This is a genomic window from Nocardioides sp. GY 10127, assembly GCF_004919085.1.
GTDB lineage: Bacteria > Actinomycetota > Actinomycetes > Propionibacteriales > Nocardioidaceae > Nocardioides.
This window is the reverse complement of record NZ_STGL01000005.1, coordinates 260,724-284,812: the sequence shown is the minus strand read 5'-3', so window position 1 is coordinate 284,812 and position 24,089 is coordinate 260,724. Positions and strand designations below refer to the sequence as shown.

The following is a 24,089-nucleotide window of genomic DNA, read 5'->3' as shown; positions in this document are numbered from 1 at the left end:
CCCGGACTGCCCGGCCCCGGACCGCCCGGCTTCCGACCGCCCCGGCTTCTGACCGCCCGGCCTCAGCCCCCGGCGGGCACCTCGAGCACCCGCAGCGCCGCGGCGGTGAGCAGCCCGCGCATCTCGTCGGCGGGCAGCAGGGCGGAGTGCGGGGTGGAGTTGACCAGGCCGAACACGACGTGGGCGGTGGCGCGGGCCTCGTCGGGGGTGAGCCCCGGGTGGAGCGCGGAGACCTGGTCGGCCCACTCCTCCACGTAGGCGCGCTGGAGGTCGCGGACGCGCTCCCGGGCGGCGTCGGGCAGGCTCGCCCAGTCGCGATCCTGGACGACGATGAGCGCGGGGTGCTCGAGGGCGAAGTCGACGTGGTGGGCGACGAGGCCGCGCAGGGCGGCGGCGGGCGAGCCGGCCTCGGCGACACGGCGGCGGCCCTCGTCCAGGAGGTGCTCGCTGATCTGCTCCAGCATGGCCGCCAGGAGGGCGTCCTTGGAGCCGAAGTGCTTGTAGAGCGCAGGCCCGGAGATGCCGCAGGCGGCGCCGAGCTCGGCGACGGAGACCCCGTGGAAGCCGCGGGCGGCGAACAGCCCGGCGGCGGTGTCGAGGATCTGCTCGCGCCGGCTCACGCGCGACACGCTACCGATCCGGCTCCCGAGCCCGACGCCGCGTCCGGGGCGGCAGGACGCAGCAGGACGCGCCAGGACGCGGCGGGCAGCTCCGACGCGGCGTGCCGTGACGAGTGACACAGGGCTCGCCCGGGCGGGGTGTGGGGGACCTGCCACGGTTCACAGCCCGATGACCGACCATGTACCTCGTGCCCGACCCCGATCGCCGTTCCCGCCGCTCAGCGGCCGTGTTCTCGGTCGTGGGCGCCGTCCTGGCGATGGGCATCACCCACCTGGCCGTGGTCGACGCGGGGCTGGGCAGCGCCCTGGCGGTGGCCAAGGGCGGCCTCAGCGGGGCGGTGCGCGAGGTCGTCGGTGCCAACGACGACGCCAGCGCCGGCGAGGCCGCCGAACCGACGGAGACGGTGACGACGACGGTGACCAGCGACCCCAGCCAGACCGCCTCGACGGACGCGGCCGCCACGGACTCGGCCACGGCCACCGACTCCTCCTCCGCGGCGCAGGAGACCTGCTACCCCGACACCGCGCCCGTGGACAGCGAGGCGACGGCGGCCGTCGGCTGCCTCCTGGCGACCATCGACTCCTGGCGCGACAACGGCCAGGTCGGCCTCGGCCAGCAGGTCAACATCTCCAGCGCGCACTGGGCGCGCCCCCTCAACCGCCTCGGCGCGCTGCCGGCGGTCGTCGGCTTCGACGCCCAGGAGCTCGTGGACGCCCTCGGCTACGGCTCGGACCACACCAGCGACCTCGCGGCCATCGCCGACCAGGGCGTCGTCCTCACCGCCTCCTGGCATGCGCCGAACCCCTGGACCGGCGGCGCCGCCGACGACACCACCGGCCAGGGGAAGCTCTCGCAGGTGCTGGACTCCTCGACCGACGCGGGGGTCGCCTTCTGGTCCGACTACGACGCGGTGCTCGACCGTTTCCAGGCGCTCCAGGACCGTGGGGTGGCCGTCCTCTTCCGTCCCCTCCACGAGTCCAACGGCGACTGGTTCTGGTGGGGCGCGGCCGACTCCTCCACGCTCGTGCAGCTCTACGCGGCCATGCAGCAGCGGGCCTACGACCGCGGCATCCACAACATCGCCTGGGCCTACGGGCAGAACGCCGACAACTCCGGCACCACGGTCGACACCACGAACGCGCTGCCCGCCAGCGTCGACCTCGTCGGGGTGGACGCCTACTGCGACCTCGCCTCCGACGGGCTGTGCCTGGGCTCGGACGGCAGCGAGACCGGCATGCTCGACGTCACCGGCTACAGCGAGCTGGCGGCCACGGGCCTGCGCGCCGCGTTCACCGAGGTCGGCCCGCGCGACGACTACGCCGGCGCGTTCGACCCCCAGGAGGTGCTCGACACCGCCTCGGCGCAGTCGGTGCTGCCGGCCTACGTGATGTTCTGGTTCGACGACGGCGCCGGCAAGAAGCAGATCGCCTCGCTGGCCGACGGCCAGCAGTGGTTCGCCTCCTGCGGGGCCGTCTGCCAGGTGCGCTGACCCGCGCCTGGCCCGCGCCCCGCCACCCCTGGTCAGGAGAGGTTAACGATCGCTAACCTGGCGCGGTGAGCGAGATGCGCGCGCTGGTGACCGAGCTGCACGCCCGCCTGGCGCTGGCCCGGCAGGGCGGGCCGGAGCGGGCCCGCGAGCGCCACGTGGGCCGCGGCAAGCTGCTCGCCCGCGACCGGGTGGACCGGCTCCTCGACCCCGGCAGCCCCTTCCTCGAGCTCGCGCCGCTGGCCGCCACGGGGCTCTACGACGAGACCCCCGACGCGCCGGGGACGCCGGGCCTCGACCGCCCCGACGCCGTGCCGTCCGCCGGCGTGGTGGCGGGGATCGGCCGGGTCGCCGGCCGCGAGGTCGTGGTCGTCGCCAACGACGCGACCGTCAAGGGCGGCACCTACTTCCCGCTCACGGTGACGAAGCACCTGCGGGCCCAGCGCGTGGCCGAGGAGAACCACCTGCCCTGCGTCTACCTGGTGGACTCGGGTGGCGCCTACCTCCCGCTCCAGGACGACGTCTTCCCCGGCCGCGAGCACTTCGGCCGCATCTTCTTCCACCAGGCACGCCTCTCCGCCGCCGGGATCGCGCAGGTCAGCGCGGTGATGGGGTCGTGCACCGCGGGCGGTGCCTACGTCCCCGCCATGAGCGACGAGACCGTCATCGTCCGCGGCCAGGGCACGATCTTCCTGGGCGGCCCGCCGCTGGTCCGCGCGGCCACCGGCGAGGTCGTGACCGCCGAGGAGCTGGGCGGTGCCGAGGTGCACGCGCGCTTGTCGGGGGTGGCCGACCACCTCGCCGAGGACGACGAGCACGCGCTCGACCTCGTGCGGGGCATCATCGACACCCTGCCGCCGCCGGCGTCCCCGCCGTGGGAGGTGCGGGACGTCGAGGAGCCGTTGCTCGACCCGGCCGGCCTCGTCGACGTGGTGCCCGCCGACGTCCGCACGCCCTACGACCCGCGCGAGGTGCTGCGCCGCCTCGTCGACGGCAGCCGGTTCACCGAGTTCAAGCCGCTCTACGGCGAGACGCTGGTCTGCGCGTTCGCGCACCTGCACGGCCACCCGGTCGGCGTCCTGGCCAACCACGGCATCCTCTTCGCCGAGTCCGCGCTCAAGGGCGCCCACTTCGTCGAGCTCTGCGACGCCCGCGGCATCCCGCTGCTCTTCCTGCAGAACGTCGCCGGCTTCATGGTCGGGCGCGAGTACGAGAACGCCGGGATCGCCAAGGACGGGGCGAAGCTGGTGACGGCGGTGTCGACCACCCGCGTCCCGAAGCTCACGGTGGTCACCGGCGGCTCCTTCGGTGCCGGGAACTACGGCATGTGCGGTCGCGCCTACGACCCGCGCTTCCTGTGGACCTGGCCGCACGCCCGCATCTCCGTCATGGGCGGGGAGCAGGCGGCCTCGGTCCTCGCCACGGTCCGGCGCGACGGGCTCGAGGCCCGCGGGGAGACCTGGTCGGCGGAGGACGAGGAGGCGTTCCGCGCGCCGATCCGCGCCCAGTACGAGCGGCAGGGTTCCCCCTGGTACGCCACCGCGAGGCTCTGGGACGACGGGGTGCTCGACCCGGCCGACACCCGCCGCGTCCTCGGCCTGGCGCTCTCCGTCGCGGGCCGCGCGCCCCTGCCCGAGCGGTTCACGCCGCTCTTCCGGATGTGAGCGCCGTGGCCTCGCCGGTGACCCGCCCGATCCGCACCCTCCTCGTCGCCAACCGCGGCGAGATCGCCCTGCGGGTGCTGCGCACCGCCCGCGGGCTCGGCCTGCGCACGGTGGCGCTGCGGGTGCCCGGCGAGACGGCCGGGATCGCCGGGGCCCACCACCTCGCCGCCGCCGACGCGTGCGTGGAGGTGGCCTCCTACCTGGACGTCGACGCCGTGGTCGCGGCCGCGGTGGCCTGCGGTGCGGACGCCGTCCACCCCGGCTACGGCTTCCTCTCCGAGCGGGCCGACCTGGCCCGGGCCCTCGAGCGTGCCGGGGTCGGGTTCGTCGGCCCGGGCGCCGACGTGCTGGACGCGATGGGGCGCAAGGACAGGGCGCGCGAGCTCGCCGCCGAGGCCGGCGTCCCCGTTCTCCCCGCCTGGTCGCCCGGCGACGACCCGGCCGGCTTCACCTACCCCGTCCTCGTCAAGGCCGCCGCGGGCGGCGGTGGCAAGGGGATGCGGGTCGTCCGGTCCGCGGAGGCCTACCCCGACGCGCTGGCCGCGGCCCGGCGCGAGGCGGCGGGAGCCTTCGGGGACGACACGATGCTCGTGGAGCGGTTCGTCGAGCGCGGGCGGCACGTCGAGGTCCAGGTCATGGGGGACGCCCACGGCACGGTCGTCACCCTCGGCGACCGCGACTGCTCGGCCCAGCGCCGGCACCAGAAGGTGCTCGAGGAGGCCCCCGCCCCCGACCTGCCCGACGCCACCCGCACCCGGCTGCTCGACGCCTCCCGCTCGCTGGCCTCCCGGGTCGGCTACACCGGGGCCGGCACCGTCGAGCTCCTCGTCGACGTCGCCTCGGGGGAGTTCTTCTTCCTGGAGATGAACACCCGGCTCCAGGTGGAGCACCCCGTCACCGAGCAGACCACGACCGTGCGCGGGGAGCACCCCGACCTCGTGGCCCTCCAGCTCCGCGTCGCCGCGGGCGAGCCGCTCGGGTTCACGCAGGCGGACGTCGCCGTCACCGGCCACGCGATCGAGGCGCGGGTCTACGCGGAGGACGCCTACGGCGGCTTCCTGCCCCAGGCCGGGGCCGCGACCCTGGTGCGCTGGCCGGCCGGGCCCGGCGTCCGCGTCGACCACGCGCTCGCGTCCGGGGACGTCGTCACGACCGGCTTCGACCCGATGCTCGGCAAGGTCGTCGCCGCCGGCGCTGACCGCGACGAGGCGCGCGCCCGCCTCGTCGGGGCCCTCGACGCCACCGCGGTGCTGGGGATGACCACCAACGTGGGGTTCCTGCGGGCGCTCGCGGCGAGCGAGGCGTTCGCCGCCGGCCCCCTGGACACGGCCTGGCTGGATCGTGAGCCGCTCCCACCCGCCCCCGACCCGGCCGTCGCGCGCGCCGTCACCGCGTGGTGCGCGGCCTGGCTGCCCACCCTCACCGCCACCCCCGGAGACCCGTGGGCCGCCGACGGGTTCCGGTCCTCGGGGCCGGCGGCGCCCGCCCGGGTCCGGCTCGACGTCCCGGTGGCGGTGGAGCGGCTGGGCCCGGAGCACGGGCGGCTGACCTGGGAGGACGCGGAACAGGACCCGGGTGTCCGGGGGACCACGAGGGTGCTGGAGGTGCGGGTGCACTCTGCGGCCGACCACACGGTGGTCGCGGACGTGACGGACGTGAGCGGTGCGGTTGAACGGGCGGCGGGCGCCACGACCCGGGAGACGGTCGTCGTCGACGTCCAGCCCGGACCCCAGCGCGGCGGCCCGCCCCGCGCCCAGGCCTGCCACCGCGGCCAGCGCCTGGTCCTCGAGGCGACGCCGCGGGCGGCAGGGGGCGCAGGGGGCGCGGGGGGCACGCGTGGCGCCGCCGGCGACGGGCTGGTGGTGGCACCCATGCCGGGGGCCGTGACCCAGGTGCGCGTGAGCGAGGGCCAGGAGGTTGCCCAGGGGGAGGTCCTGGGCGTGCTGGAGGCGATGAAGATGGAGCTCGCGCTGGCGGCGCCGCACGCCGGCACCGTGACCCGGGTCGACGTCGAAGTCGGAGAACAGGTGTCGCGCGGACGTGAGATGTTCCACGTGGAACATGCGTTCTCCCAGTTCGTCGAACCGGCAACCGGGGAAATCGGGGGTCAAGCACAGTGAATGAACGTGCTCCGCAATCGCTCCCGGCCGTCCACCCGGAGCCCGGCCTGCCCGCGCGGGTGCGGATCTGGGAGGTCGGCCCGCGCGACGGGCTCCAGAACGAGGCGGGGTTCGTCCCCACCCCGGCGAAGGCGGCCTTCGTCCGGCGCCTCCTGGACGCCGGCCTGCCCGTCGTCGAGGCCACCAGCCTCGTCCACCCCCGCTGGGTGCCCCAGCTCGCCGACGCCGAGGACCTCCTCGCCGGGCTGCGGGACGACCTGGGGGAGCGGGCCCGCGACCTGCCCGTCCTCGTGCCCAACGAGCGGGGGCTGGAGCGGGCGCTCGCGCTCGGGGCGCGGCACCTCGCGGTCTTCGGCTCGGCGACCGAGACCTTCGCGCGCCGCAACCTCAACCGGGGGCTGGACGAGCAGTACGCGATGTTCGCCCCGGTGGTGGCGCGGGCGACGGACGCCGGCTGCCGGGTCCGCGCCTACCTCTCCATGTGCTTCGGCGACCCGTGGGAGGGGGCGGTCCCGCTCGCGCAGGTCGTCGAGGCGGGGCTGCGCCTGCTCGACCTGGGGGCCGAGGAGCTGAGCCTGGGCGACACCATCGGCGTCGCGACGCCCGGTCACGTGACGGCCCTCGTCGCCGCCTTCGGGGACGCCGGGGTGGGGCCGGACCGCCTGGCGCTGCACCTGCACGACACCTACGGGCAGGCGCTCGCCGGCGTCCTGGCCGGCCTGCGCGCCGGCGTCAGCACCTTCGACACCTCCGCCGGGGGCCTGGGCGGCTGCCCCTACGCCCGCTCGGCGACCGGGAACCTGGCGACCGAGGACCTGGTGTGGATGCTCACCGGCCTGGGCGTCGAGCACGGCGTCGACCTGGACGCCCTCGTGGCCACCAGCGCCTGGATGGCCGGGGCCCTGGGCCGTCCGAGCCCCTCGGCCGTCGTGCGCGCCCTGGCACCGGGACACGAGGCGGGACAGGAGGCGGGGCCGGAGGTGGGATCGGGTGCCGACGGCGGGTGAGCGGTGCTGCGGGCGCCGGAAGCGGCGCGCGGGCGTGAGTGAGGCAGAATCGGGCGCGTGAGCACCAGGCGCGTCTTCCTGCACATCGGGGCACCCAAGACCGGCACCACCTATCTCCAGGACCGGTGGCTGACGAACCGGGAGAGCCTGCAGAAGGCGGGCGTCCGGTACCCGATCGGCCTGCGCTCCGACATGTTCCTGCCCGCGCTGGACCTCATCCAGCGTCCGTGGGGCGGCATGCTCGAGCGCGCCGGCGGGGAGTGGGACGGTCTGGTGCGCCGCACCCTGCGCGGCGACGACGACGTCCTGATCAGCCACGAGATCCTCGCGGGCGCCTCGGCGCCGCAGGTCGCGCGGGCGATGAAGGACCTGGCCGACCTCGAGGTCCACGTCATCTACACCGCGCGTGACCTGGCCCGACAGATCCCGGCCGAGTGGCAGGAGCACGTCAAGCACCGCGGCCGCACGCCGTACACCAAGTACCTCGCCAAGCTCGAGCAGACGCGGCTGACGCCCTCGGAGATGTGGTTCTGGCGGGTGCAGTCGCTGCCCGACGTCCTCACCCGCTGGAGCGCCAACCTCGAGCCCTCCCGCATCCACCTGGTGACGGTGCCGCAGAAGGGCGCCCCGCGCGACGAGCTGTGGAACCGCTTCTGCCGCTCCATGGGCGTCGACCCGGCGGCCGGGCCGCAGGAGTCGGAGCGCGCGAACCAGTCGATGGGCGCCGCCGAGACCACCCTCGTGCGCAAGCTCAACCGCCGCCTCAAGGGCGAGCTCGGGGACGACGACTACCGCCGCCTCGTCCGGCAGACCCTCGCCCACCAGCACCTCTCGCAGCGCTCGGACATGCAGAAGGTCACCGTGGCGCCCGAGGCCCGCGGCTGGGCCGACGAGATGGCCGAGCGGGCGATCGAGTGGGCCGAGGGCGCCGGCGTGGACGTCGTGGGCGACCTCGCCGAGCTCACCCCGATCTGGCCGACGGACGAGGACGAGCGCCCGTGGCAGAACCCGGACAAGGCCGACGCCGCCGACGTCCTGGACGCCGCCCTGGACGCCCTCGTGGTCTCGCTGAAGACCGCGGCCGAGCGCCAGGACCCGCACGAGAGCGCCGCCGCGAAGGCGGGTCGCCTCGTCAAGCGGCTCGGGTCGTGACGCGCCGGTGACCGGGCGCCCCTCCGAGCGCCCGCCCTCCCCGGGCGAGGCGCGCGCCTGGGGCTGGCTCGCCCACCTCCGCGACGGCGGCACCACGGCCTGGTCGTCCTGGTCCGGCACCGCTGAGCCCGGCGCCCGCGTGCTCCCCGGAGCCCAGCACCTGGAGCTGGTGCGTCGCCTCAACCTCCAGGCGCGCACGGACGTCGGGCCGACCGCCCGCCCCGACCCGGCGCTGGTCGAACGGGTGCTGGCGGCCTCGCCGCCCGGTCGCGGCCGCCCGGAGCTCGACCTCGTCGGCGTCGTCCCCGACCGCGGCTGGGGCCTGGCACCGGTCGACCCCACGCTGCTGCCCCGGCCCGAGCTCGTCCGGCTGGCCTCCGTCCTCCTGGCCGAGGACGTGCTGGCCGCCGGGGGCGGCCGCGACGCGTCGCCGGTCCAGCCCCCGCCGCGGCGCCGCCTCGCCCGGCGGCGGCCCTCGGTCGCCGGCGACCCCTGGCTCGTGGACGCCGCCCGCACCCAGGTGCACGCGGCCGGGCACCGGCTCGGCCACCCCGACGCGGGCGTGCTCGTGCTCGGAGCCGACCTGGCGACCATGATCGCCGACACCTGGACCGCCCGCGCCTTCGCCTGCCGCGGCCGGCTGACCGGCTGGGAGGCCTGGGTCCGCCAGCTCCCGGAGCGCGACCTGCTGCCCCGCGGCGCCGACCCCGTGGGCACCGCCCACGCGCGCACGGCCCTCCGCGCCGGTCTCGCGGGGCGCGTCTCCGACCCGGACACGCGGGGCGTGAACGTCGTCCTCGACCCCGCCCTGCTCCCCGGTCTCCTGCGGGTCCGCAGCCTGGACGCCCCGCCGGCCGTGCCGGCGGACGCCGTGGAGCTCGCCCGCCGCGTCTCGGCCACCCTCGCCCTGCGCGTGCCGCAGGAGCGGGGCCGACACCTCATGCGCACCGTCTTCCTCGGGCGCGTGGCCGGGCTGCCCGGTCCGCCGCTCGGCGTCCCGGCCGAGCTGCACCGCTGGGTGCACCGTCGCTCCCAGCGGCTGCGCAGGGAGCTGGCGGACTCCCGCTACCCTGTCCACGGCCGTCCGGGGCGTCTCGTGTCCGGCCCGGTCGCCCTCGCGCGGCGGGAGAGCGCCGAGCCCGACGAGGGCGGCGTCCTGGCCACGGCCCTGCGCCTGCTCACGGGCACCGAGCGCAGCGCGACCGGACCCGCCGCGGGGTCGGCCACGGCACCGCACAGCGACCCGCACCGCCCGCTCGACCCGCACCACCCGCACGGCCTGCAAGGAGGCACCCCCCGGTGAGCGCACGCGTCCTGCTCCACGTCGGGACACCGAAGACCGGCACGTCCTACCTCCAGGACGTGCTGTGGCGCTCCCGCCCCGCCCTCGAGGCGGCGGGGGTGCTCTACCCGGCCGACCGGTTCGACGCCCACTTCCTCGCCGCGCTCGACCTGATGGACCTGCCGTGGGGCGGCCTGGAGGCCGAGGCGGTGGGACGCTGGGAGCAGCTCGCCGCGCAGGTCCGCGCGTTCGAGGGCACCTCGATCATCAGCCACGAGATCCTCGCGACGGCGACCCGGACCCAGGCCGCCCGCGCGCTCGCCGACCTCGGCCAGGGCGACGGCACCGACATCCACGTGCTCATCTCGGTGCGCGACCTCGCCCGGCAGATCCCCGCCGAGTGGCAGGAGACGATCAAGCACCGGGCGACGCTCAGCTACGCCACGTTCCTCACCGACCTGCGCTCGGCGGAGCGCTCGACCCGGGTGTCCAGCTGGTTCTGGGCGGCCCAGGAGATCCCGGCCATCCTCGAGCGCTGGGGGCAGGACCTGCCGCCGGAGAACATCCACCTCGTGACGGTGCCGCCGCCGGGGGCCGACCGGGGGCTGCTGTGGCGGCGCTTCGCCGAGGCCTTCGAGCTGGACGGCATCGACCTCGACCTCGCCGCCGACCGGGCCAACGCCTCGCTCGGCGTGCCCGAGGCCGCGCTGGTGCGGCGGATCAACCTCGCCGCGACCGGCGTGGTGCCGCCGCCGGACTACCGCGAGCTCGTGCGCGAGCTCCTGGCCCACCGCACGCTCTCCGCCCGCAGCGGGAGCCCGCGGCTCAGCCTGCCGCCCGACGTCCACCCGTGGGCCGTGGAGCTGTGGGGCACGTGGGAGGCGGAGATCGCCGACCGTGGCTACGACGTCGTCGGTGACCTCGCCGACCTGCACCCCGGCCCGGCGCCGACCCGGTGGGCCGACCCCGACTCGCCCCGCGAGAGCCAGGTGTCCGCCGCCGCCGTCGAGGCGCTCACGGCGCTGCTGGTGGAGGGGGTGCGCCTGCGCGAGTCGGAGGCGCGGTTGCACCGCGAGCTCGCGGAGACCCGGCACGAGCTGCACCGCGCGCTCGACCGGCCGGGCCGTCGGTTCAAGGAGCGGACGCTGCGCTACGTCCGCCGCTCCCGCGTCGGCCGCAAGGTGCACGCCGCCTACCGGCGGGTGCTGCGCCGGCGCTGAGCCTGCCCGGTCTCCGGGCCTCTCGGCCCGGCCCTGATCTTCGTCGGGCTCAGTGGGGTCGGGCTCAGTGGCGCCGGGCGAGGAGCTCCCGCTCGGCGTAGCGACCGACCTTCCAGGTGCTGTAGCCGTCGGCGCCCAGGCCGACGACCCCGCCGAGGAACGGCACGCGGCGCCCGACCACGATGGCGGCGCGCTTGCCGACCATGCGGGTGACGAGCTCGGTGGCGACCATGGTGCCGAGCTGCTCGTGGAAGACCCGGTCGGTGGCCGGCGCGGTGGCCAGCGCCATCGGCGGGCCCGGCAGCTCCTTCTCCTCCACCAGCCGGTCGACGCGCTCCTCGCCGATGAGCAGGGCCAGGACGGCGTTCTTGGTGCGCAGGTCGGAGAGGTCGTAGCCCCGCAGGTGCGCGATGACCGCGAGCATCCGGGTCTGCACCAGCGCCAGTCCGGAGATGTTGGCCGGCACGAGCACCGTGGAGGTGACCAGGCCGCCGAGGTTGGTGACGAAGCCCTGGGCGCCCGCGTAGCGGACGTGGTCCTCGGTGACCTTGCGGACCGCCTTCTCCACGTCGCCGCCGTGCTGGTCCAGCGCGGCGGTCGCCGCCGCGGCGGCACCGGGCAGGGGCCCGATCCCGGCGATCGCGCGCTCCAGCGCCTGCCGGACGAACGTGCTGGTCAGGCCCGGGGCCACGCTGGTGACCTTGGGCGCCAGTCGTTTGCCCACGGAGGCGGCGAGGGTGCGGCTGCGGCTCATGGGTCGATCCTGCCCAACCGGGAGGGCGGGGACCATGCCCGGGGGGAGGGTCTACGTTCGACCCGTGCCGCTCCTTCCCCCGCCGACGAGCTGGTCCTTCCCGGACCGCAGGCGCTTCGACGCGCTCGACGACCTGGTGGGGATCGGCGCCGACCTGGAGCCGGCCACCCTGCTGCTCGCCTACCGCAGCGGCCTCTTCCCCATGCCGTCCGGCTCGCCCGGCGACCCGATGTACTGGTTCTGCCCGGTCCAGCGCGGCGTCCTCCCGCTGGCCGGCTTCCGGGCGTCCCGCTCGCTGCGGCGCTCGGCGCGCACCTTCGAGACCCGCGTGGACACCGCCTTCGAGCAGGTCGTGCGCGCGTGCGGCGACCCCTCGCGCCCGCACGGCTGGATCGACGAGGACATCGTCGGCGCCTACACGCGCCTGCACGAGTTGGGCTGGGCCCACTCCGTGGAGACGTGGCGGGACGGCGAGCTGGTCGGTGGGCTCTACGGCCTGGCGATCGGGGGGCTCTTCGCGGGGGAGTCGATGTTCCACACCGCGACCGACGCCTCCAAGGTGGCGCTGATGCGGCTCGTCGAGCTGCTCTCCGACGAGCACGCCGAGGACCGGCTGATCGACGTGCAGTGGCGCACCGACCACCTCGCCAGCCTGGGGATCGTCGAGATACCGCGCGCCGACTACCTGGACCGGCTGCCCGGGGCCCTCGCCCTGCCGCTGCCCGCCGCGCTGGACGACGGGCGCTGAGCGGGGGCTCACGGGGTCCCGAGGGCTCGCGGCCAGGTGCGGCGGCTACCGTGGACGACCGCTGCGGCCCGCCCCGGACGCGGTCCTGAACACCCGTTGCCCGCCCTGACAGGAGCGCCCGTGCGTCGTCCCACCCCTTCCTCCCCCCGTGCGCGCGGACGTCTCGCGCTGGCGGCCCCGGCCCTCGTGCTGGGCCTGGCGGTGGGCGGGCTGGTGGCCGGCTGCGGCTCGGACACCGACGGCGCGGCCGGCTCCTCTGACCACGCCTCCACCAGCGACTTCTGCTCGACCTGGGCCGACCTCGACCTCACCGGCGGCAAGAAGGAGCTGGACGTGGACACCTCGGAGTGGGCCTCGGAGGCGATGGACGTCGGCACGCCCGACGACATGACCGACGCGGCCCGCCGCGGGTACGTGCTGCTCGTGAACGCGCTCGCGGACGCGTCCGACTCCGGTGGCGTCGACGAGGCGCTGGACTCCCTCGAGGAGGGCACCGCCAAGCAGACCCGCGCGCTCGCGGCGTTCCTGTCCTACCTGCTCACGACGTGCGAGGACGACTCGACCGCGTCGGCCTCCGCGAGCGCGTCGGCGAGCAGCTGACGCGCGCCGGCGCTCCTGTGGGCGGTCCTGCGGGCCGGCCGCGGGGTCAGGCCACGAAGGGCGAGTCGCCGCTGTCGGTGACGAGGGGACGACCGGCGCCGGCCCAGTCCTCCATGCCGCCCTCGAGGTTGACGACGTCGTAGCCCTGCTGACCCAGGTACATGGTGGCCTGGGCCGACCGGCCGCCGACCTTGCAGACGACGAGCATCCGGCCCTCGGGGAGGTCCTGCAGGCGCACGGGCAGGACGCCCAGCGGGATGTGCAGGGCGCCGGGGGCGTGCCCGGCCTCCCACTCGGAGAACTCGCGGACGTCCAGGACCGTCAGGTCCTCGGGCAGCGGGTCGGGGAGGCCATCGATGCTGACGGTGGGGATCACAGGGGTACTCCGGCGGGGTCGGTCGTGCGGGTCCACGTGGGTCGCGGCGGACACCTCGGGCTGACTCCTCGACCCTAGCGGCCGGGCGCCGAGCGGACGGGTGACGACCGGACCGGCAGCGCCTGGGCAGCGCCGGTGCAGCGTTCTGCCGTGCCGGCTACTTCAGCAGCCGGGACATCCGCCGGTCGGCCAGCGGCTTGCCGCCCGTCTGGCAGGTGGCGCAGTACTGGAGGCTGGAGTCGGCGAAGGAGACCTCGAGGACGGGGTCGCCGCAGACCGGGCAGGGCTGCCCCGTCCTGCCGTGGACGGCCATGTTCGTCTTCTTCTCGCTCTTCAGCTCGGAGGCGGCCGTGCCCGAGGAGCGCGCGACGGCGTCGCCGAGGGTGCTGCGCAGGGCGTCGAAGAGCGTGGTCAGCTCGTCGTCGGTGAGGCTGTTCGCCGGCTTGAACGGCGACATGCGTGCCGCGTGCAGGATCTCGTCGGAGTAGGCGTTGCCGATGCCGGCGATGGTGCCCTGGTGGCGCAGCACGCCCTTGAGCTGCTTGCGCCCCTCGGCGGTGAGGATCTCGGCGAGGCGCTCGCGGGTGAAGTCGTCCGTGAGCGGGTCGGGTCCGAGGGAGGCGATGCCCGGCACGTCCTGTGGATCCCGGACGACGTAGAGGGCGAGCGACTTGCGGGTGCCGGCCTCGGTGACGTCGAGCCCGCTGCCGTCGTCGAGGACGAGGCGGACCGCCAGGGTCGACTTGGTGCTGGGCTTGGGCGGGAGCGTCGGCACCTCGTCGCGCCAGCGCACCCACCCGGCCCGGGCCAGGTGCAGCACGAGGTGCAGCCCGGAGGCCTCGACGTCCAGGAACTTGCCGTGCCGCCCGACGCCGTCAACCAGCGTGCCCTCCAGGGCGCTGACCGGCGGGTCGAACGTCTTGAGGGCGGAGAACTGGGGGACGTGGACCGTCACGATCGCGCGACCGTCCAGGCGGCCGGCCAGGTCGTGGGCCAGCGCCTCCACCTCGGGCAGCTCGGGCACGGCCTCACTCTAGGGCCCGGGCGGCGTGCATGAGGCTCGCCCCACCAGGCCGCGCGAGGCGTATCGTCGCAGGATGCCTGACGGATCGACGACGCTCCCGGGCCGGCTACCTCGTGCGACGAGGGGCCGGGCCCACGCCCTGACCAGGGTCGGCCTGGTGCTGGCCACGGCGCTCTGCCTGTCGGCGCCGGTGACGGCTCGGGCGGGGGCGATCGACTCGACCGTGGTGGGGCGGATCGTCGACGAGACGACGGGCGAGCCGTTCTCGGGGAACGTGGAGCTCTGGGACTACGTGTACGTCTCCAGGGGCACCACCGGCGAGGACGGGCGGTTCTGGCGCAAGGAGCGGGCCGGCGACTACGAGGTCGTCGTGATCCGATCGGTCGTGACTCCTGCCGCGACGTCCTCGCTCTCGATGCGCACGGAGGTGTTCTCCGGCGGGATCGACTGCGACCTCCACGACGTCCTCGTGCCGTCGCTGCACCCGCAGGTCGTGCGGGTGCTGGACGGCGCGGGGACGCCGCTCGAGGGCGTCCACCTGACGGCGACGGGCCCCTCGGCCGGCTTCGTGGACGAGCACCCCACGGCCACCGAGGACATGGAGTGCGGGTGGTACCACGCCCCCCTGGGCTGGGCCACGGCCGTCTACACGCTGGAGGCCTGGTCGACCGGTGGGGCGTTCGAGTACGAGGCGCCGGAGGCGGGGACGTTGCCCGAGGGGACGGCCACCGCGACCCTCCCCGACGAGTCCGTGGCCACCGTCGACCTGGCCTCCGCGGTGCCCGGTGACGGGGGCTGGGACCTCGTCCTCGACGACGTGACCGCCGCGGCCCCCGATCCCGCGCTCGACCTGTGGGCCGACGACTTCCCCCGCCACGACCGGACCACGCTGCACTGGACCTCCACAGCGAGCGGGCACGCCACCGCCGTGGTGACCGGGTACACCGTTCGCGACACCACCACCGGGAGGGTGTGGACCGTCTCCCGCGGGCAGCACTGGCGGCTGCGCATCGACGGCCTGGAGCCGGGTGAGCACACCTTCGAGCTGACCGCGGACTCCGCCGCGGGCTCGTCCCCGGCCGTCACCCAGACCGTCGAGGTCGTGCGACCCATCGACCGGGTGCGGGGTCTGCAGAAGACGGTGACGGGTCGGCGGGCGGTCGTCACGTGGGCCCGACCCGACCTGCAGGGGCACACCCTCCGGCGCTACCAGTACCGGATCTCCCGGCGCGTGCCCGCCGCCGACCGCACCCTCACCGGCCGCCGCCTCGTCCTGCGGCACCTGGAACCCGGGGCGTACCGCGTCCGCGTCCGGGCGTACGGCGGACCGAACGTGCCCGCGTCCGTGTGGAGCCGCCCCGTGCGGTTCTCCGTGGGGTGACTGCTGCTGGTCTGCTGCTGGTCTGGGGCTGGCTGGGGCTGGTCCGCCGCCGGCGGTGTCGGCAACTGAGTCGGCACCGTTCGGTCCTCGTGCCCACGAGGACCGAACGGCCTCCCGGGGCGGTGGGTCTGCGCATCGGTGCAGGTCAGCGGGGTGCTGCGGGGCCGGCGTTCGGGTTCGGTCCTCGTGGCTACGAGGACCGAACGGACAGACTGCTGGGCAGCGTTGAGTCCTCGTGTCCACGAGGACCGAAGCAAAACGGCGGCCGGTGGCGGGTGCTCCGGTGCAGGTCAGGGGGACGCTGCGGGCTGGTGGGGGCGTTGGGTCCTCGTGGACACGAGGACCGAAGCCGACCGCCGGTGGGTGCGGCTGGTGGAGCGGGCGATCCGGTGCGAGCTGGCGGCCGGGTGGGGTGAGGCCCGGACTCGTCAGCCAGGAGGACCGAACGCCGCAGCCCGCAGGTGGGCGGGTGCATCAGCGCAGGTCAGCGGAGTACTGCCCGGCTGGTGTGGGCGTTGGGTCCTCGTGGGCACGAGGACCGAACGCAACCCAGCCGCCCGCGAGCACATTCCGAACGCGGGTCGATGCCGGTGAGCACAGTCCGAACGAAGCTGCCCGCAGCCCAGCTAGCCGCACCCCAGCCGCCCGCACCCCAGCGGCCCGCAGGCCCGCCCGCCGGCCAGTCGCCCGCAGGCCGGCCGCCCCAACTCAGCCGCCCCAACTCAGCCGCCCGCAGGCCGGCCGCCCGCAGGCCGGCCGCCCGCAGCCCAGCCAGCCTCAGCCCAGCCGCCGACAGCCCAGCCGCCCGCGGCCCACACAGCCGCCACCACGACACCAGTCCTCAGCCGAACGGACCCCCGACGACGTTGCCGAGGATGCCGGCGATGATCCCGGAGCCGTCCTCAGCGGCGAGCTCGCGGTACCACGCGGCAGTGGCCTCGGGGTCGTGGCCGTGGGTGACGGCGGAGCGCTTACGCGCCTTCAGGACGAGGTCGCCGGCGCGCTCGGTGCGCGCCGCCTCGTAGCGCCGCAGCCCCTCGAGCGGGTCGTCGCGGTGGGTGGCGAGCATCCAGGACAGGACGACGGAGTCCTCGAGGGCCGAGCAGCCGCCCTGACCGATGTCGGGGGCGGTGGAGTGGGCGGCGTCGCCGAGCAGCGCGACCCGCCCGCGGACCCACGTGTCGATGGGGTCGAGGTCCCAGATCTCGACGCGGTTGGCGGTGCCGGGCTCGATGGCGTCGATGAGGGCCTGGACGGGCGGGGCCCAGTGGCCGAAGACGGCACGGAGCTCGTCGACGACCGCCTCGCGGGGGACGTCCTTGCCGGACGGCGTGACGTGGTCGAACCAGTAGTAGAACCGGTCGCCGGCCACCGGCATGACGGCGCAGCGCTGGTCCTCCCCGACCCAGGTGGTCCAGTGGTCGCTCGCGGCGATGGCCGGGTCGGCCCGGACCAGCCCGTTGATGTTCGTGTAGCCGGAGTAGGTGCGCTCGACGGTGCGGCCGAGGACGTGGTCGCGGGTGGCCGAGCGGGAGCCGTCGGCGGCGATCACGAGGTCGGCGGTGGTCTGCGACCCGTCGGCGAAGGTGGCCGTCACGCCCGCGTCGTCCTGCTCGAGACCGACGACGCGCTTGCCGAAGCCGATCTCGTCGATCCCGAACGCCTCCATGAGCATGAGCTGGAGCTCGGCCCGGGCGACGGGGTAGTGGCGCTGGCCCGCGGCCTCCAGCAGCGGCGCGAGGGAGAAGTCGCAGAGCGTCTCACCGGTGAGGGCGTCGGCGTAGGCGAGGTGGTCCATCGTCCCGCCGAGCGCGGCGAGCTCCTCGTGCAGCCCGAGGTAGTTCAGGCACTTCACGCCGTTGGACCACAGCGAGATCGCGGCGCCGACCGGCTTGTTCTCCCGGACCTGCTCCACCACCTCCACGTCGAAACCGTGCCGGCGCAGCGCGATGGCTGCCGAGGTCCCGCCGATACCGGCGCCCACGACGAGGATCTTCATGACACGCACCGTAGGGAACCCGTGTTGCGGGCGTGTGAAACGCGAGTTTCACAGCGGGGCGGGCGGTGTTGCGCGCGTCTCACGGGTGGCGCTCCGAAGGGGGCAGGAACAGCGCAAGAAGGACGTCGGGGGCCGCCGCGCCACGCCGCGCCTACCGTCGACTAGCGAAATCTGCGAGCGGGGCTAGAGAGACCGATACGGTCCGATCGTGGACCCGATCCTCAACCCCTACGCCCCCGGCGCCGGCCAGCGTCCGCCCGAGCTGGCGGGCCGCGACGGCGAGCTCCGGTCCTTCGACGTCGTCCTGGAGCGGGTGGCGCGCGGACGCCCGGAGCGCTCGATGGTCCTCACCGGCCTGCGCGGTGTCGGCAAGACGGTCCTGCTCAACGCGCTGCGCGGCGCGGCGGTCCGGCGCGGCTGGGGCACCGGCAAGCTCGAGGCCCGCCCCGAGCAGACGCTGCGCCGTCCCCTGGCGAGCGCCCTGCACCAGGCGATCCGCGAGCTCGGCCACCCGTCGTCCGACGAGTCCGACGCGGTCCTCGCCGTGGTCCGCGCGTTCGTCGAGCGCGACGCGGGCACCGACGCCAAGCTCCGCGACCGGTGGAGCCCCGGCATCGAGGTGCCGGCGGCGCGCGGCCGCGCCGACTCCGGCGACATCGAGATCGACCTCGTCGAGCTGCTCACCGACGTGGGCGGGCTCGCGGCCGACGTCGGCAAGGGCGTCGCGGTCTTCATCGACGAGATGCAGGACCTCGGCCCCGCGGACGTCTCGGCCCTGTGCGCCGCGGTGCACGAGATCGGCCAGCAGGGGCTGCCGGTCATCGTCGTGGGCGCCGGCCTCCCGCACCTGCCGGCCGTGCTCAGCGCCTCGAAGTCCTACTCCGAGCGGCTCTTCCGCTACGCCCGGATCGACCGGCTCACCCGCGACGCCGCCGACCGCGCCCTCGCCGCGCCCGCCGCCGAGGAGGACGCCGAGTTCACCCCCGAGGGCCTCGCCGCCATGTACCGCGCCACCGGCGGCTACCCCTACTTCATCCAGGCCTACGGCAAGACCGTCTGGGACCTCGCCCCCCGCAGCCCCATCACCGCCGAGGACGTCGCGGTGGCCGCGCCCGAGGCCGAGGCCGAGCTCGCCGTCGGGTTCTTCGGCTCGCGCTACGAGCGGGCCACACCCGCCGAGCGGGACTACCTGCGGGCCATGGCGGACGCCGCGGCCGAGCTGGCCGCGGCGGCCGGCGCGGGCGGCGACACCGGCATCGCCGGCGAGCCCGACACCGGCGCCCGACCGGCCGTCGAGACGGTGGAGTCCGTCGCGACGTCCGACGTGGCCGCCGTGCTCGGCAAGAAGCCACAGTCGCTCTCGCCGGCCCGCGACGCCCTGATGAAGAAGGGCCTCATCTACTCCGGCGAGCGCGGCCGGATCTCGTTCACGGTGCCGCACTTCGGCCGGTACCTGCGCGGGCAGGACTGAGCCGCAGGACCGGCCCCAGGACCGGCGCCAGGACGAGCACCCGGACCCCGTTCCTCGCCCGTCGGGGTGAGGAGCACAATGGCGCGCATGAGGCCGCAGGTGCTGGCGCACAGGGGCGCGAGTCACGACCACGCCGAGCACACGCTCGGTGCCTACCTCGTGGCACTCGAGGAGGGTGCGGACGGTCTGGAGTGCGACGTCCGGCTCACCGCCGACGGCCACCTCGTCTGCGTCCACGACCGCAACACCAAGCGCACCACCGGCTACGGCGGGGTCGTCTCCACGATGGACCTCGCGAAGCTCTCCGAGCTCGACTTCGCGTCCTGGAAGCACCCGTGGGCCGAGCTGGACGACGAGCGGCCGGACCTCGACCCCGAGCGCGACCGCGTCCTCACCCTCCGGCGCCTGCTGGAGGTGGTCGCGGCCCAGGACCGGCGCGTCGAGATCGCCATCGAGACCAAGCACCCGACCCGCTACGGCGGCCTCGTCGAGCGCAAGGTCGTCGAGCTGCTCGGCGAGTTCGGCTGGACGGGCGCCGACAGCCCCGCGCGGGTGATGTCGTTCAGCTACACGGCCATCCAGCGGATCGAGCGGCTGGCGCCGGAGCTGCCCGTCGTCCAGCTCATCGAGCGGTCGGCGATGTGGCCGATGCTGCGCCGCGTCGTCCGCGGCCGGTGGATCCTCGGCCCCGGGGTCGAGCTGCTCCGTGAGCACCCCCGCCTGGCCCGGCGCCTCGCGGAGGGCCGCCACGACCTGCACGTGTGGACCGTCAACACCGCCGAGGACCTCCAGCTCTGCCTCGACCTCGGCGTCAAGGCCGTGATCAGCGACCGGCCGGCCTACCTGCGGGGGCTCGTGGACGCCCTGCCGGACGACGGGATCGACCGACCCGAGGCGGGCTGAGCACGGGCGTGACCCGGAGCCTGACCCGGAGCCTGGCCAGGAGCCTGACCAGGGCGGCAGCGTCAGGGCCCGCCGTCGAGGCGGACGGTCGGGCGGGCTCGCGGTAAGTTCGCGCGCATGGCGAAGAAGTCCCGCAAGAACCGCCCCGCAGCCGCTGCCCCGGCCGACGGCGTCAACCCGCGTCAGCCCTGCCCCTGCGGCTCCGGTCGCCGCTACAAGGCGTGCCACGGTGCCGCCGGCGGCCCCGCGCCCGTCTTCGTCGCCCGCCCGTTCGAGGGCATGCCCTCGGAGACCGACGTCATCGCCATGCGCGAGCTCGTCCCGGCCGCCACGGCCCCGCTGAGCGTCAAGGACGCCGGCGACCGCGAGGTCCTGCTGTGCACCCTCCTGCCGGGTGCCGCCCCCGCGCTGGTGCGCGACAACGGCGACGTGTGGCTGGGCCTCCAGGTGCAGCACGCCTACGGCGACCCCTCGCGCGACCTGGGTGCGGTGCTCACCGCCGCCCTCGCGAAGGCCGAGGCCGGGGAGAGCGGGCTCGTGGGCCTGACGGAGGCCCCGGCCGCCGACGCCCCCCGCCTGCAGGACCTGGTCACGAACACCGCGCTCGAGGTGACGATCCACGAGGGCTTCGACTACTGGATCGCCGACGCCCCGGCCGAGGACCGCGACGCCCTGGCCGCCGCGCTCGACCAGGCCAACGGCGCCGCCGCCCCGACCGTCCGGCTCGAGGGCGTCGACAGCGCCTACTGGACGCACATGGGCGACCGCGTCTTCCTGCGCTGGACCCGACCCGAGGCCGAGGACGTGCTGCTCTCCGCGCTGGCCGTCCTGCACCGCAGCGGCGACGACGTGCTCGTCCCCGACGCCCGCTTCGTCGGCATGTTCCGTGCCCACGGCCTGCTCACCCCGGTCTGGGACCTCCCGCTGGGCACGGAGGCCGACGCCCTCGTGGCCCCGGTCGCGGCGTTCGACGCGCTGCTGGCCTCGACGGTCGCGGAGCTCGAGGCCGGGCGCGAGCTCTCCGCCGAGGAGCGCTCCGCGCGCGACGGCTTCGCCGGCCGTCAGGTCACCATCCGCTGACGACGCCTTCCACGCGCCGACGGGCCGGCGCCATAGGACTTTGGTCCCGAATTCCGCGGCGTGGGGCCCGCCTGCCTCGAGGAACCGCGCCTGATGTTTGGCGGGCACCCCGCGAGCGCCGTACCGTGGGGCTCGCACCCGGCCGTTGCTGTGTCCCCCGTCAGCAGCGGTCGGGTGCACCCTTTCCCGGGAGCGGGCCCGTTCAGGCGTCGCCGGGAGGCTCCTCGCGGACCAGCCACGGCTGGAGCCGGCGGTAGCCCTTCACCGTCGTGCGGTGCAGGCGCTTGACGCGCAGCCCTGCGACCTCGGTCAGCGCCTCGTGGGCGCCGTCGTCGACCAGCACGGTCCCGGGCCGGGCCAGCGACGTCAGCCTGGCGGCCACGTTCACCACCGGTCCGAGCACGTCGCCGAGCCGCGCCACCACGTCCCCGTAGGCGATCCCCGCCCGGACGCGGGGGAACGGGTCGTCCTCGTCCTCGCCGCGTGCCACCAGCGCGAGGGCGAGGCGGACGGCGTCCTCCGCCGAGTCCGCGACGAGCAGCACCTCGTCGCCGATGCCCTTGACGATGCGGCCGCCGTGGTCCAGGGCCACCCGCGCGCAGACGTCCTCGAAGGTCTCGATGAAGTCCACGAGGTCGGGCTCGCGCAGGCCACGGGCGGTGGAGGTGAACCCGACGATGTCGCAGAAGCAGACGGCGAGGGGCAGGACGGGCTCGGACGCCGGGTCCAGCGGGACCTCCTGCCCGGAGGCGAGGCGACGGCTGGCGGACGCCGCGAGGTGCCGGCGCCAGGCGTAGGACTGGAGCTTCTCCACCCGGGGCAGCACCTCGTCGGCCATCGCGCGCAGCAGCAGCGCCGGGTCGCCGTGGTGCTCGTCGACCTGGGAGACCGCGACCCGGGCCAGCAGCGTGGTCTGCCACTCCGCGAGCCGGGCGAACGAGCGGCCCCAGGTGCGGACGAGGGCGGTGCGGGAGCCGGGGTCGAGCACGCCGAGCGCCTCGAGCTCCGCGGTGATCCGCAGGGCCTCCACGTCGGCGTCGGTGAACGCGACCTGGTCGTCGTCGGTGGTGGCGAACCCCAGGGACCGCCACAGCTCCTCGCCCGTCTCCATCGGCACCCCGGCGCGCGCCGCGACCTCGACCCGGGTCAGCCGCGGCGGCCCGCCCAGCAGCAGCTCCTCGACCCGGGCCAGCGCGGCGACCAGCTCGCGGACGTCCACCTCCGGCGCGACGCGAGCGGGCTCGGGGACCGCGGCGGGGACTGCGGCGGGGGCGTCGGACGGGTCGGGCGCCGGCTCGGCGGGGTCGGTGCTCACCCGGACTGCACCTCGCCGAACCGCTCGCGCGCCACCCGGTCGAGAGCCGCGCCGAACGACGGCATGTCGGCGGCGAGGCCGCGCAGCGCCTCCGGCGTGAAGTGGATGAGCTCGAGCCGGGTCAGGGCCACGATGCTGGCCGTGCGCAGGGAGTGGTTGAGGATCGCCGCCTCGCCCATGATGTCGCCGGGCCCCAGGACGGCGACCTCGGTGCCGTGCTGGCGCACGGACACCTGCCCGTCCAGGATCACGTAGGCCTTGTCCGCGCCGGTGCGCTCGGAGATCGGTGCCCAGCCCTCAGGGAGGCTCACCTTCGTGCCGGCGGCGCTGATGCGAGCGATCTCCTGGGGGGTGAACGCGCTGAAGAACGAGTCGGCCACGGCGGCGTCCTCTCTCGTCGGTGGGTCTCCTGGCTGACGGTGCCCCCACGGCGAGCCTGTGGGTCGACGGTGAGCGTGTCAAGGATCACAACGGCCCAGGAGGGGTTGGGTCACGCCCGGCTCGGCCTGCCCAGCTCGGCCTGCCCAGCGAGGCGTGCACCGGGTGGCCGGCACCGGGTGACCGGCACTCGGCAGTGGGGCCCGGGTGGGCCCCACTGCCGAGTGGGCCGGAGGTGGCAGGGCGGCGCGGCCGAGTCACGCCGGCGACTGCTCAGGCCAGGGGCTCCCGCGAGATCGGGCAGCTCATGCAGCGCGGGCCACCGCGGCCGGAGCCGAGCTCGGAGCCGGCGATGCGGACGACCTCGATGCCGGCCTCCTCGAGGCGGGCGTTGGTCTGGTCGTTGCGCTCGTAGGCCACCGCGACCCGGGGGGCCAGGGCGAGGGTGTTGTTGCCGTCGTCCCACTGCTCGCGCTCGGCCTCGACGGGGTCGAGGCCCGTGTCGATCTGGTGCAGCCGGTCGATGCCCATGGCCGTGGCGGCGGCCTCCAGGAACGGGCGCGGGCCGGTGACGGTGAGCGAGAGGTCGGACTCCTCGCCCTGCTCGTCCAGCGTGACCGTCCACGCCTCGAGCGTGTGCGCGACGTTGGGGTACATGACCACCTTGTCGACGTCGACGAGGGTGCAGATGGTGTCGAGGTGCATGGTCGCCCGCTCCTGGGCGATCGGCACGGCGAGGACGGTGTGGGCCAGGCCCGCGTGGAAGACCTGGCGCGCGAAGCGCTCGACGCCGGCCGGGGTCGTCCGCTCGCCGACGCCCACCGCCACCACGCCCGGCGCGAGCAGCAGGACGTCGCCGCCCTCCACGTGCTCCTGGTGCCAGCCGTGGATCTTCCGGGTGCCCTTGAACCGCGGGTGCTCGGTGTAGATGAGCTCGGTCAGCTGCGTCTCGCGCGCACGGGCCGGCATCGCCAGGGACGTGACCGTCACCCGGTCGCGCACCCACACGCTGGAGTCGCGCGTGAAGAGCAGGTTGGGCAGCGGGTCGACGAGGAAGTCGTGGCGGTCCAGCAGCGAGGTCACCAGCCCGAACCCGCCGCGGACCTCGTCGTTGCGGATGCCCGCGGTGAGGTAGGCGGTGAGCTCCTCGGGCGAGGCCTCGTGCAGGAACGAGGAGAGGTAGGTGCGCAGCGTGTCGCCCAGGTGCAGGCCGGAGAGCGCGGAGCTGATCGCGTGGTTGCGGGCGATCTCGTCGGCGAGCGTCTCGGTGAGCAGCTCGGTCAGGTAGAGCACCTCGACGCCCTTGCCCCGCAGCGCCTCCGCGAACGCGTCGTGCTCCTCCTGGGCCCGGTCGACCCACGGCACGCCGTCGAACAGCAGGCGGTCGTTGTTGCGCGGGGTGAGGCGGCGCAGCTCGTCGCCGGGACGGTGCAGCATCACCGTCCGCAGCCGGCCGACCTCGGAGTCGGCGTAGTGCGGGGCCTTCTCGGCGGGCGTCGACGTCATGG

Annotated in this window: 21 protein-coding genes; 13 read left to right on the top strand and 8 right to left on the bottom strand. The window is 75.2% G+C overall.

The genetic code is table 11. The features are described from left to right. Positions 1 to 62 precede the first annotated feature (62 nt). Positions 63 to 620: a TetR/AcrR family transcriptional regulator gene (locus tag E8D37_RS08525; RefSeq protein WP_136569335.1), complete on the bottom strand. Its 558-nt coding sequence runs from the start codon at positions 618 to 620 to the stop codon at positions 63 to 65. Positions 621 to 808: 188 nt separating this feature from the next. Here E8D37_RS08525 and E8D37_RS08520 point away from each other — a divergent pair, with 188 nt between their 5' ends. The 7 genes from E8D37_RS08520 to E8D37_RS08490 all read left to right on the top strand — a co-directional run bounded on the left by E8D37_RS08520 (position 809) and on the right by E8D37_RS08490 (position 10,552). Further along, positions 809 to 2,110: a glycosyl hydrolase gene (locus E8D37_RS08520; protein ID WP_168929685.1), complete on the top strand. Its 1,302-nt coding sequence runs from the start codon at positions 809 to 811 to the stop codon at positions 2,108 to 2,110. A gap of 74 nt (positions 2,111 to 2,184) precedes the next feature. Next, a complete protein-coding gene (locus E8D37_RS08515; protein WP_136569611.1) occupies positions 2,185 to 3,771 on the top strand; it encodes a carboxyl transferase domain-containing protein in 1,587 nt (528 codons plus the stop codon). A gap of 5 nt (positions 3,772 to 3,776) precedes the next feature. Continuing rightward, the gene (locus E8D37_RS20535) at positions 3,777 to 5,891 is read left to right on the top strand and encodes a biotin carboxylase N-terminal domain-containing protein (RefSeq protein WP_206055653.1); all 2,115 of its coding nucleotides are present in this window, start codon (positions 3,777 to 3,779) and stop codon (positions 5,889 to 5,891) included. After that, positions 5,888 to 6,898: a hydroxymethylglutaryl-CoA lyase gene (locus E8D37_RS08505; RefSeq protein ID WP_136569333.1), complete on the top strand. Its 1,011-nt coding sequence runs from the start codon at positions 5,888 to 5,890 to the stop codon at positions 6,896 to 6,898. Before E8D37_RS20535 ends, E8D37_RS08505 begins: the two co-directional genes overlap by 4 nt. 57 nt (positions 6,899 to 6,955) lie before the next feature. Then, complete coding sequence (locus E8D37_RS08500) at positions 6,956 to 8,050, top strand: hypothetical protein (RefSeq protein WP_136569332.1); 1,095 nt, start codon at positions 6,956 to 6,958, stop codon at positions 8,048 to 8,050. Positions 8,051 to 8,057: 7 nt separating this feature from the next. Next, positions 8,058 to 9,353: a hypothetical protein gene (locus E8D37_RS08495; RefSeq protein WP_136569331.1), complete on the top strand. Its 1,296-nt coding sequence runs from the start codon at positions 8,058 to 8,060 to the stop codon at positions 9,351 to 9,353. After that, positions 9,350 to 10,552, top strand: coding sequence for a hypothetical protein (locus E8D37_RS08490; protein ID WP_136569330.1), 1,203 nt, complete (start codon positions 9,350 to 9,352; stop codon positions 10,550 to 10,552). Before E8D37_RS08495 ends, E8D37_RS08490 begins: the two co-directional genes overlap by 4 nt. 64 nt (positions 10,553 to 10,616) lie before the next feature. Here the strand turns inward: E8D37_RS08490 and E8D37_RS08485 are convergent, their stop codons facing one another. Next, a complete protein-coding gene (locus tag E8D37_RS08485; RefSeq protein WP_136569329.1) occupies positions 10,617 to 11,306 on the bottom strand; it encodes an EcsC family protein in 690 nt (229 codons plus the stop codon). A gap of 64 nt (positions 11,307 to 11,370) precedes the next feature. Here E8D37_RS08485 and aat point away from each other — a divergent pair, with 64 nt between their 5' ends. Next, on the top strand, positions 11,371 to 12,054 hold the full coding sequence (aat, locus tag E8D37_RS08480; RefSeq protein WP_240770286.1) for a leucyl/phenylalanyl-tRNA--protein transferase: 684 nt from the start codon (positions 11,371 to 11,373) through the stop codon (positions 12,052 to 12,054). Between the two features lie 120 nt (positions 12,055 to 12,174). Beyond that, complete coding sequence (locus E8D37_RS08475; RefSeq protein ID WP_136569327.1) at positions 12,175 to 12,654, top strand: hypothetical protein; 480 nt, start codon at positions 12,175 to 12,177, stop codon at positions 12,652 to 12,654. Positions 12,655 to 12,700: 46 nt separating this feature from the next. Here E8D37_RS08475 and E8D37_RS08470 read toward each other — a convergent pair whose 3' ends face one another. Together E8D37_RS08470 and E8D37_RS08465 are read right to left on the bottom strand one after the other, a co-directional pair. After that, on the bottom strand, positions 12,701 to 13,030 hold the full coding sequence (locus tag E8D37_RS08470) for a rhodanese-like domain-containing protein (protein WP_206055652.1): 330 nt from the start codon (positions 13,028 to 13,030) through the stop codon (positions 12,701 to 12,703). 157 nt (positions 13,031 to 13,187) lie between these two features. Further along, the gene (locus tag E8D37_RS08465; RefSeq protein ID WP_136569326.1) at positions 13,188 to 14,054 is read right to left on the bottom strand and encodes a DNA-formamidopyrimidine glycosylase family protein; all 867 of its coding nucleotides are present in this window, start codon (positions 14,052 to 14,054) and stop codon (positions 13,188 to 13,190) included. A 73-nt stretch (positions 14,055 to 14,127) separates the two neighbouring features. Between E8D37_RS08465 and E8D37_RS08460 the strand changes: the two genes are divergently transcribed. Beyond that, positions 14,128 to 15,435 (top strand): fibronectin type III domain-containing protein, encoded by a 1,308-nt coding sequence (locus tag E8D37_RS08460; RefSeq protein WP_136569325.1) that lies wholly within the window; start codon positions 14,128 to 14,130, stop codon positions 15,433 to 15,435. Positions 15,436 to 16,276: 841 nt separating this feature from the next. On the opposite strand, the gene hpxO is transcribed toward E8D37_RS08460, so the two are convergent. Continuing rightward, on the bottom strand, positions 16,277 to 17,434 hold the full coding sequence (gene hpxO, locus E8D37_RS08455) for an FAD-dependent urate hydroxylase HpxO (RefSeq protein WP_136569324.1): 1,158 nt from the start codon (positions 17,432 to 17,434) through the stop codon (positions 16,277 to 16,279). A 208-nt stretch (positions 17,435 to 17,642) separates the two neighbouring features. Here hpxO and E8D37_RS08450 point away from each other — a divergent pair, with 208 nt between their 5' ends. From E8D37_RS08450 to E8D37_RS08440, 3 genes are all read left to right on the top strand, one after another. Then, on the top strand, positions 17,643 to 18,905 hold the full coding sequence (locus tag E8D37_RS08450; RefSeq protein WP_136569323.1) for an ATP-binding protein: 1,263 nt from the start codon (positions 17,643 to 17,645) through the stop codon (positions 18,903 to 18,905). A gap of 87 nt (positions 18,906 to 18,992) precedes the next feature. Continuing rightward, positions 18,993 to 19,808: a glycerophosphodiester phosphodiesterase family protein gene (locus tag E8D37_RS08445; RefSeq protein WP_136569322.1), complete on the top strand. Its 816-nt coding sequence runs from the start codon at positions 18,993 to 18,995 to the stop codon at positions 19,806 to 19,808. 117 nt (positions 19,809 to 19,925) lie between these two features. After that, positions 19,926 to 20,888 (top strand): DUF5926 family protein, encoded by a 963-nt coding sequence (locus E8D37_RS08440; protein WP_136569321.1) that lies wholly within the window; start codon positions 19,926 to 19,928, stop codon positions 20,886 to 20,888. A gap of 202 nt (positions 20,889 to 21,090) precedes the next feature. Here E8D37_RS08440 and E8D37_RS08435 read toward each other — a convergent pair whose 3' ends face one another. From E8D37_RS08435 to E8D37_RS08425, 3 genes are all read right to left on the bottom strand, one after another. Continuing rightward, positions 21,091 to 22,203 (bottom strand): adenylate/guanylate cyclase domain-containing protein, encoded by a 1,113-nt coding sequence (locus E8D37_RS08435; RefSeq protein WP_240770285.1) that lies wholly within the window; start codon positions 22,201 to 22,203, stop codon positions 21,091 to 21,093. Beyond that, positions 22,200 to 22,583: a cyclic nucleotide-binding domain-containing protein gene (locus E8D37_RS08430; protein ID WP_136569320.1), complete on the bottom strand. Its 384-nt coding sequence runs from the start codon at positions 22,581 to 22,583 to the stop codon at positions 22,200 to 22,202. The genes E8D37_RS08435 and E8D37_RS08430 overlap by 4 nt, the downstream gene beginning before the upstream one ends. Before the next feature lie 271 nt (positions 22,584 to 22,854). After that, positions 22,855 to 24,087: an arginine deiminase gene (locus E8D37_RS08425; protein WP_136569319.1), complete on the bottom strand. Its 1,233-nt coding sequence runs from the start codon at positions 24,085 to 24,087 to the stop codon at positions 22,855 to 22,857. Positions 24,088 to 24,089: the final 2 nt, after the last annotated feature.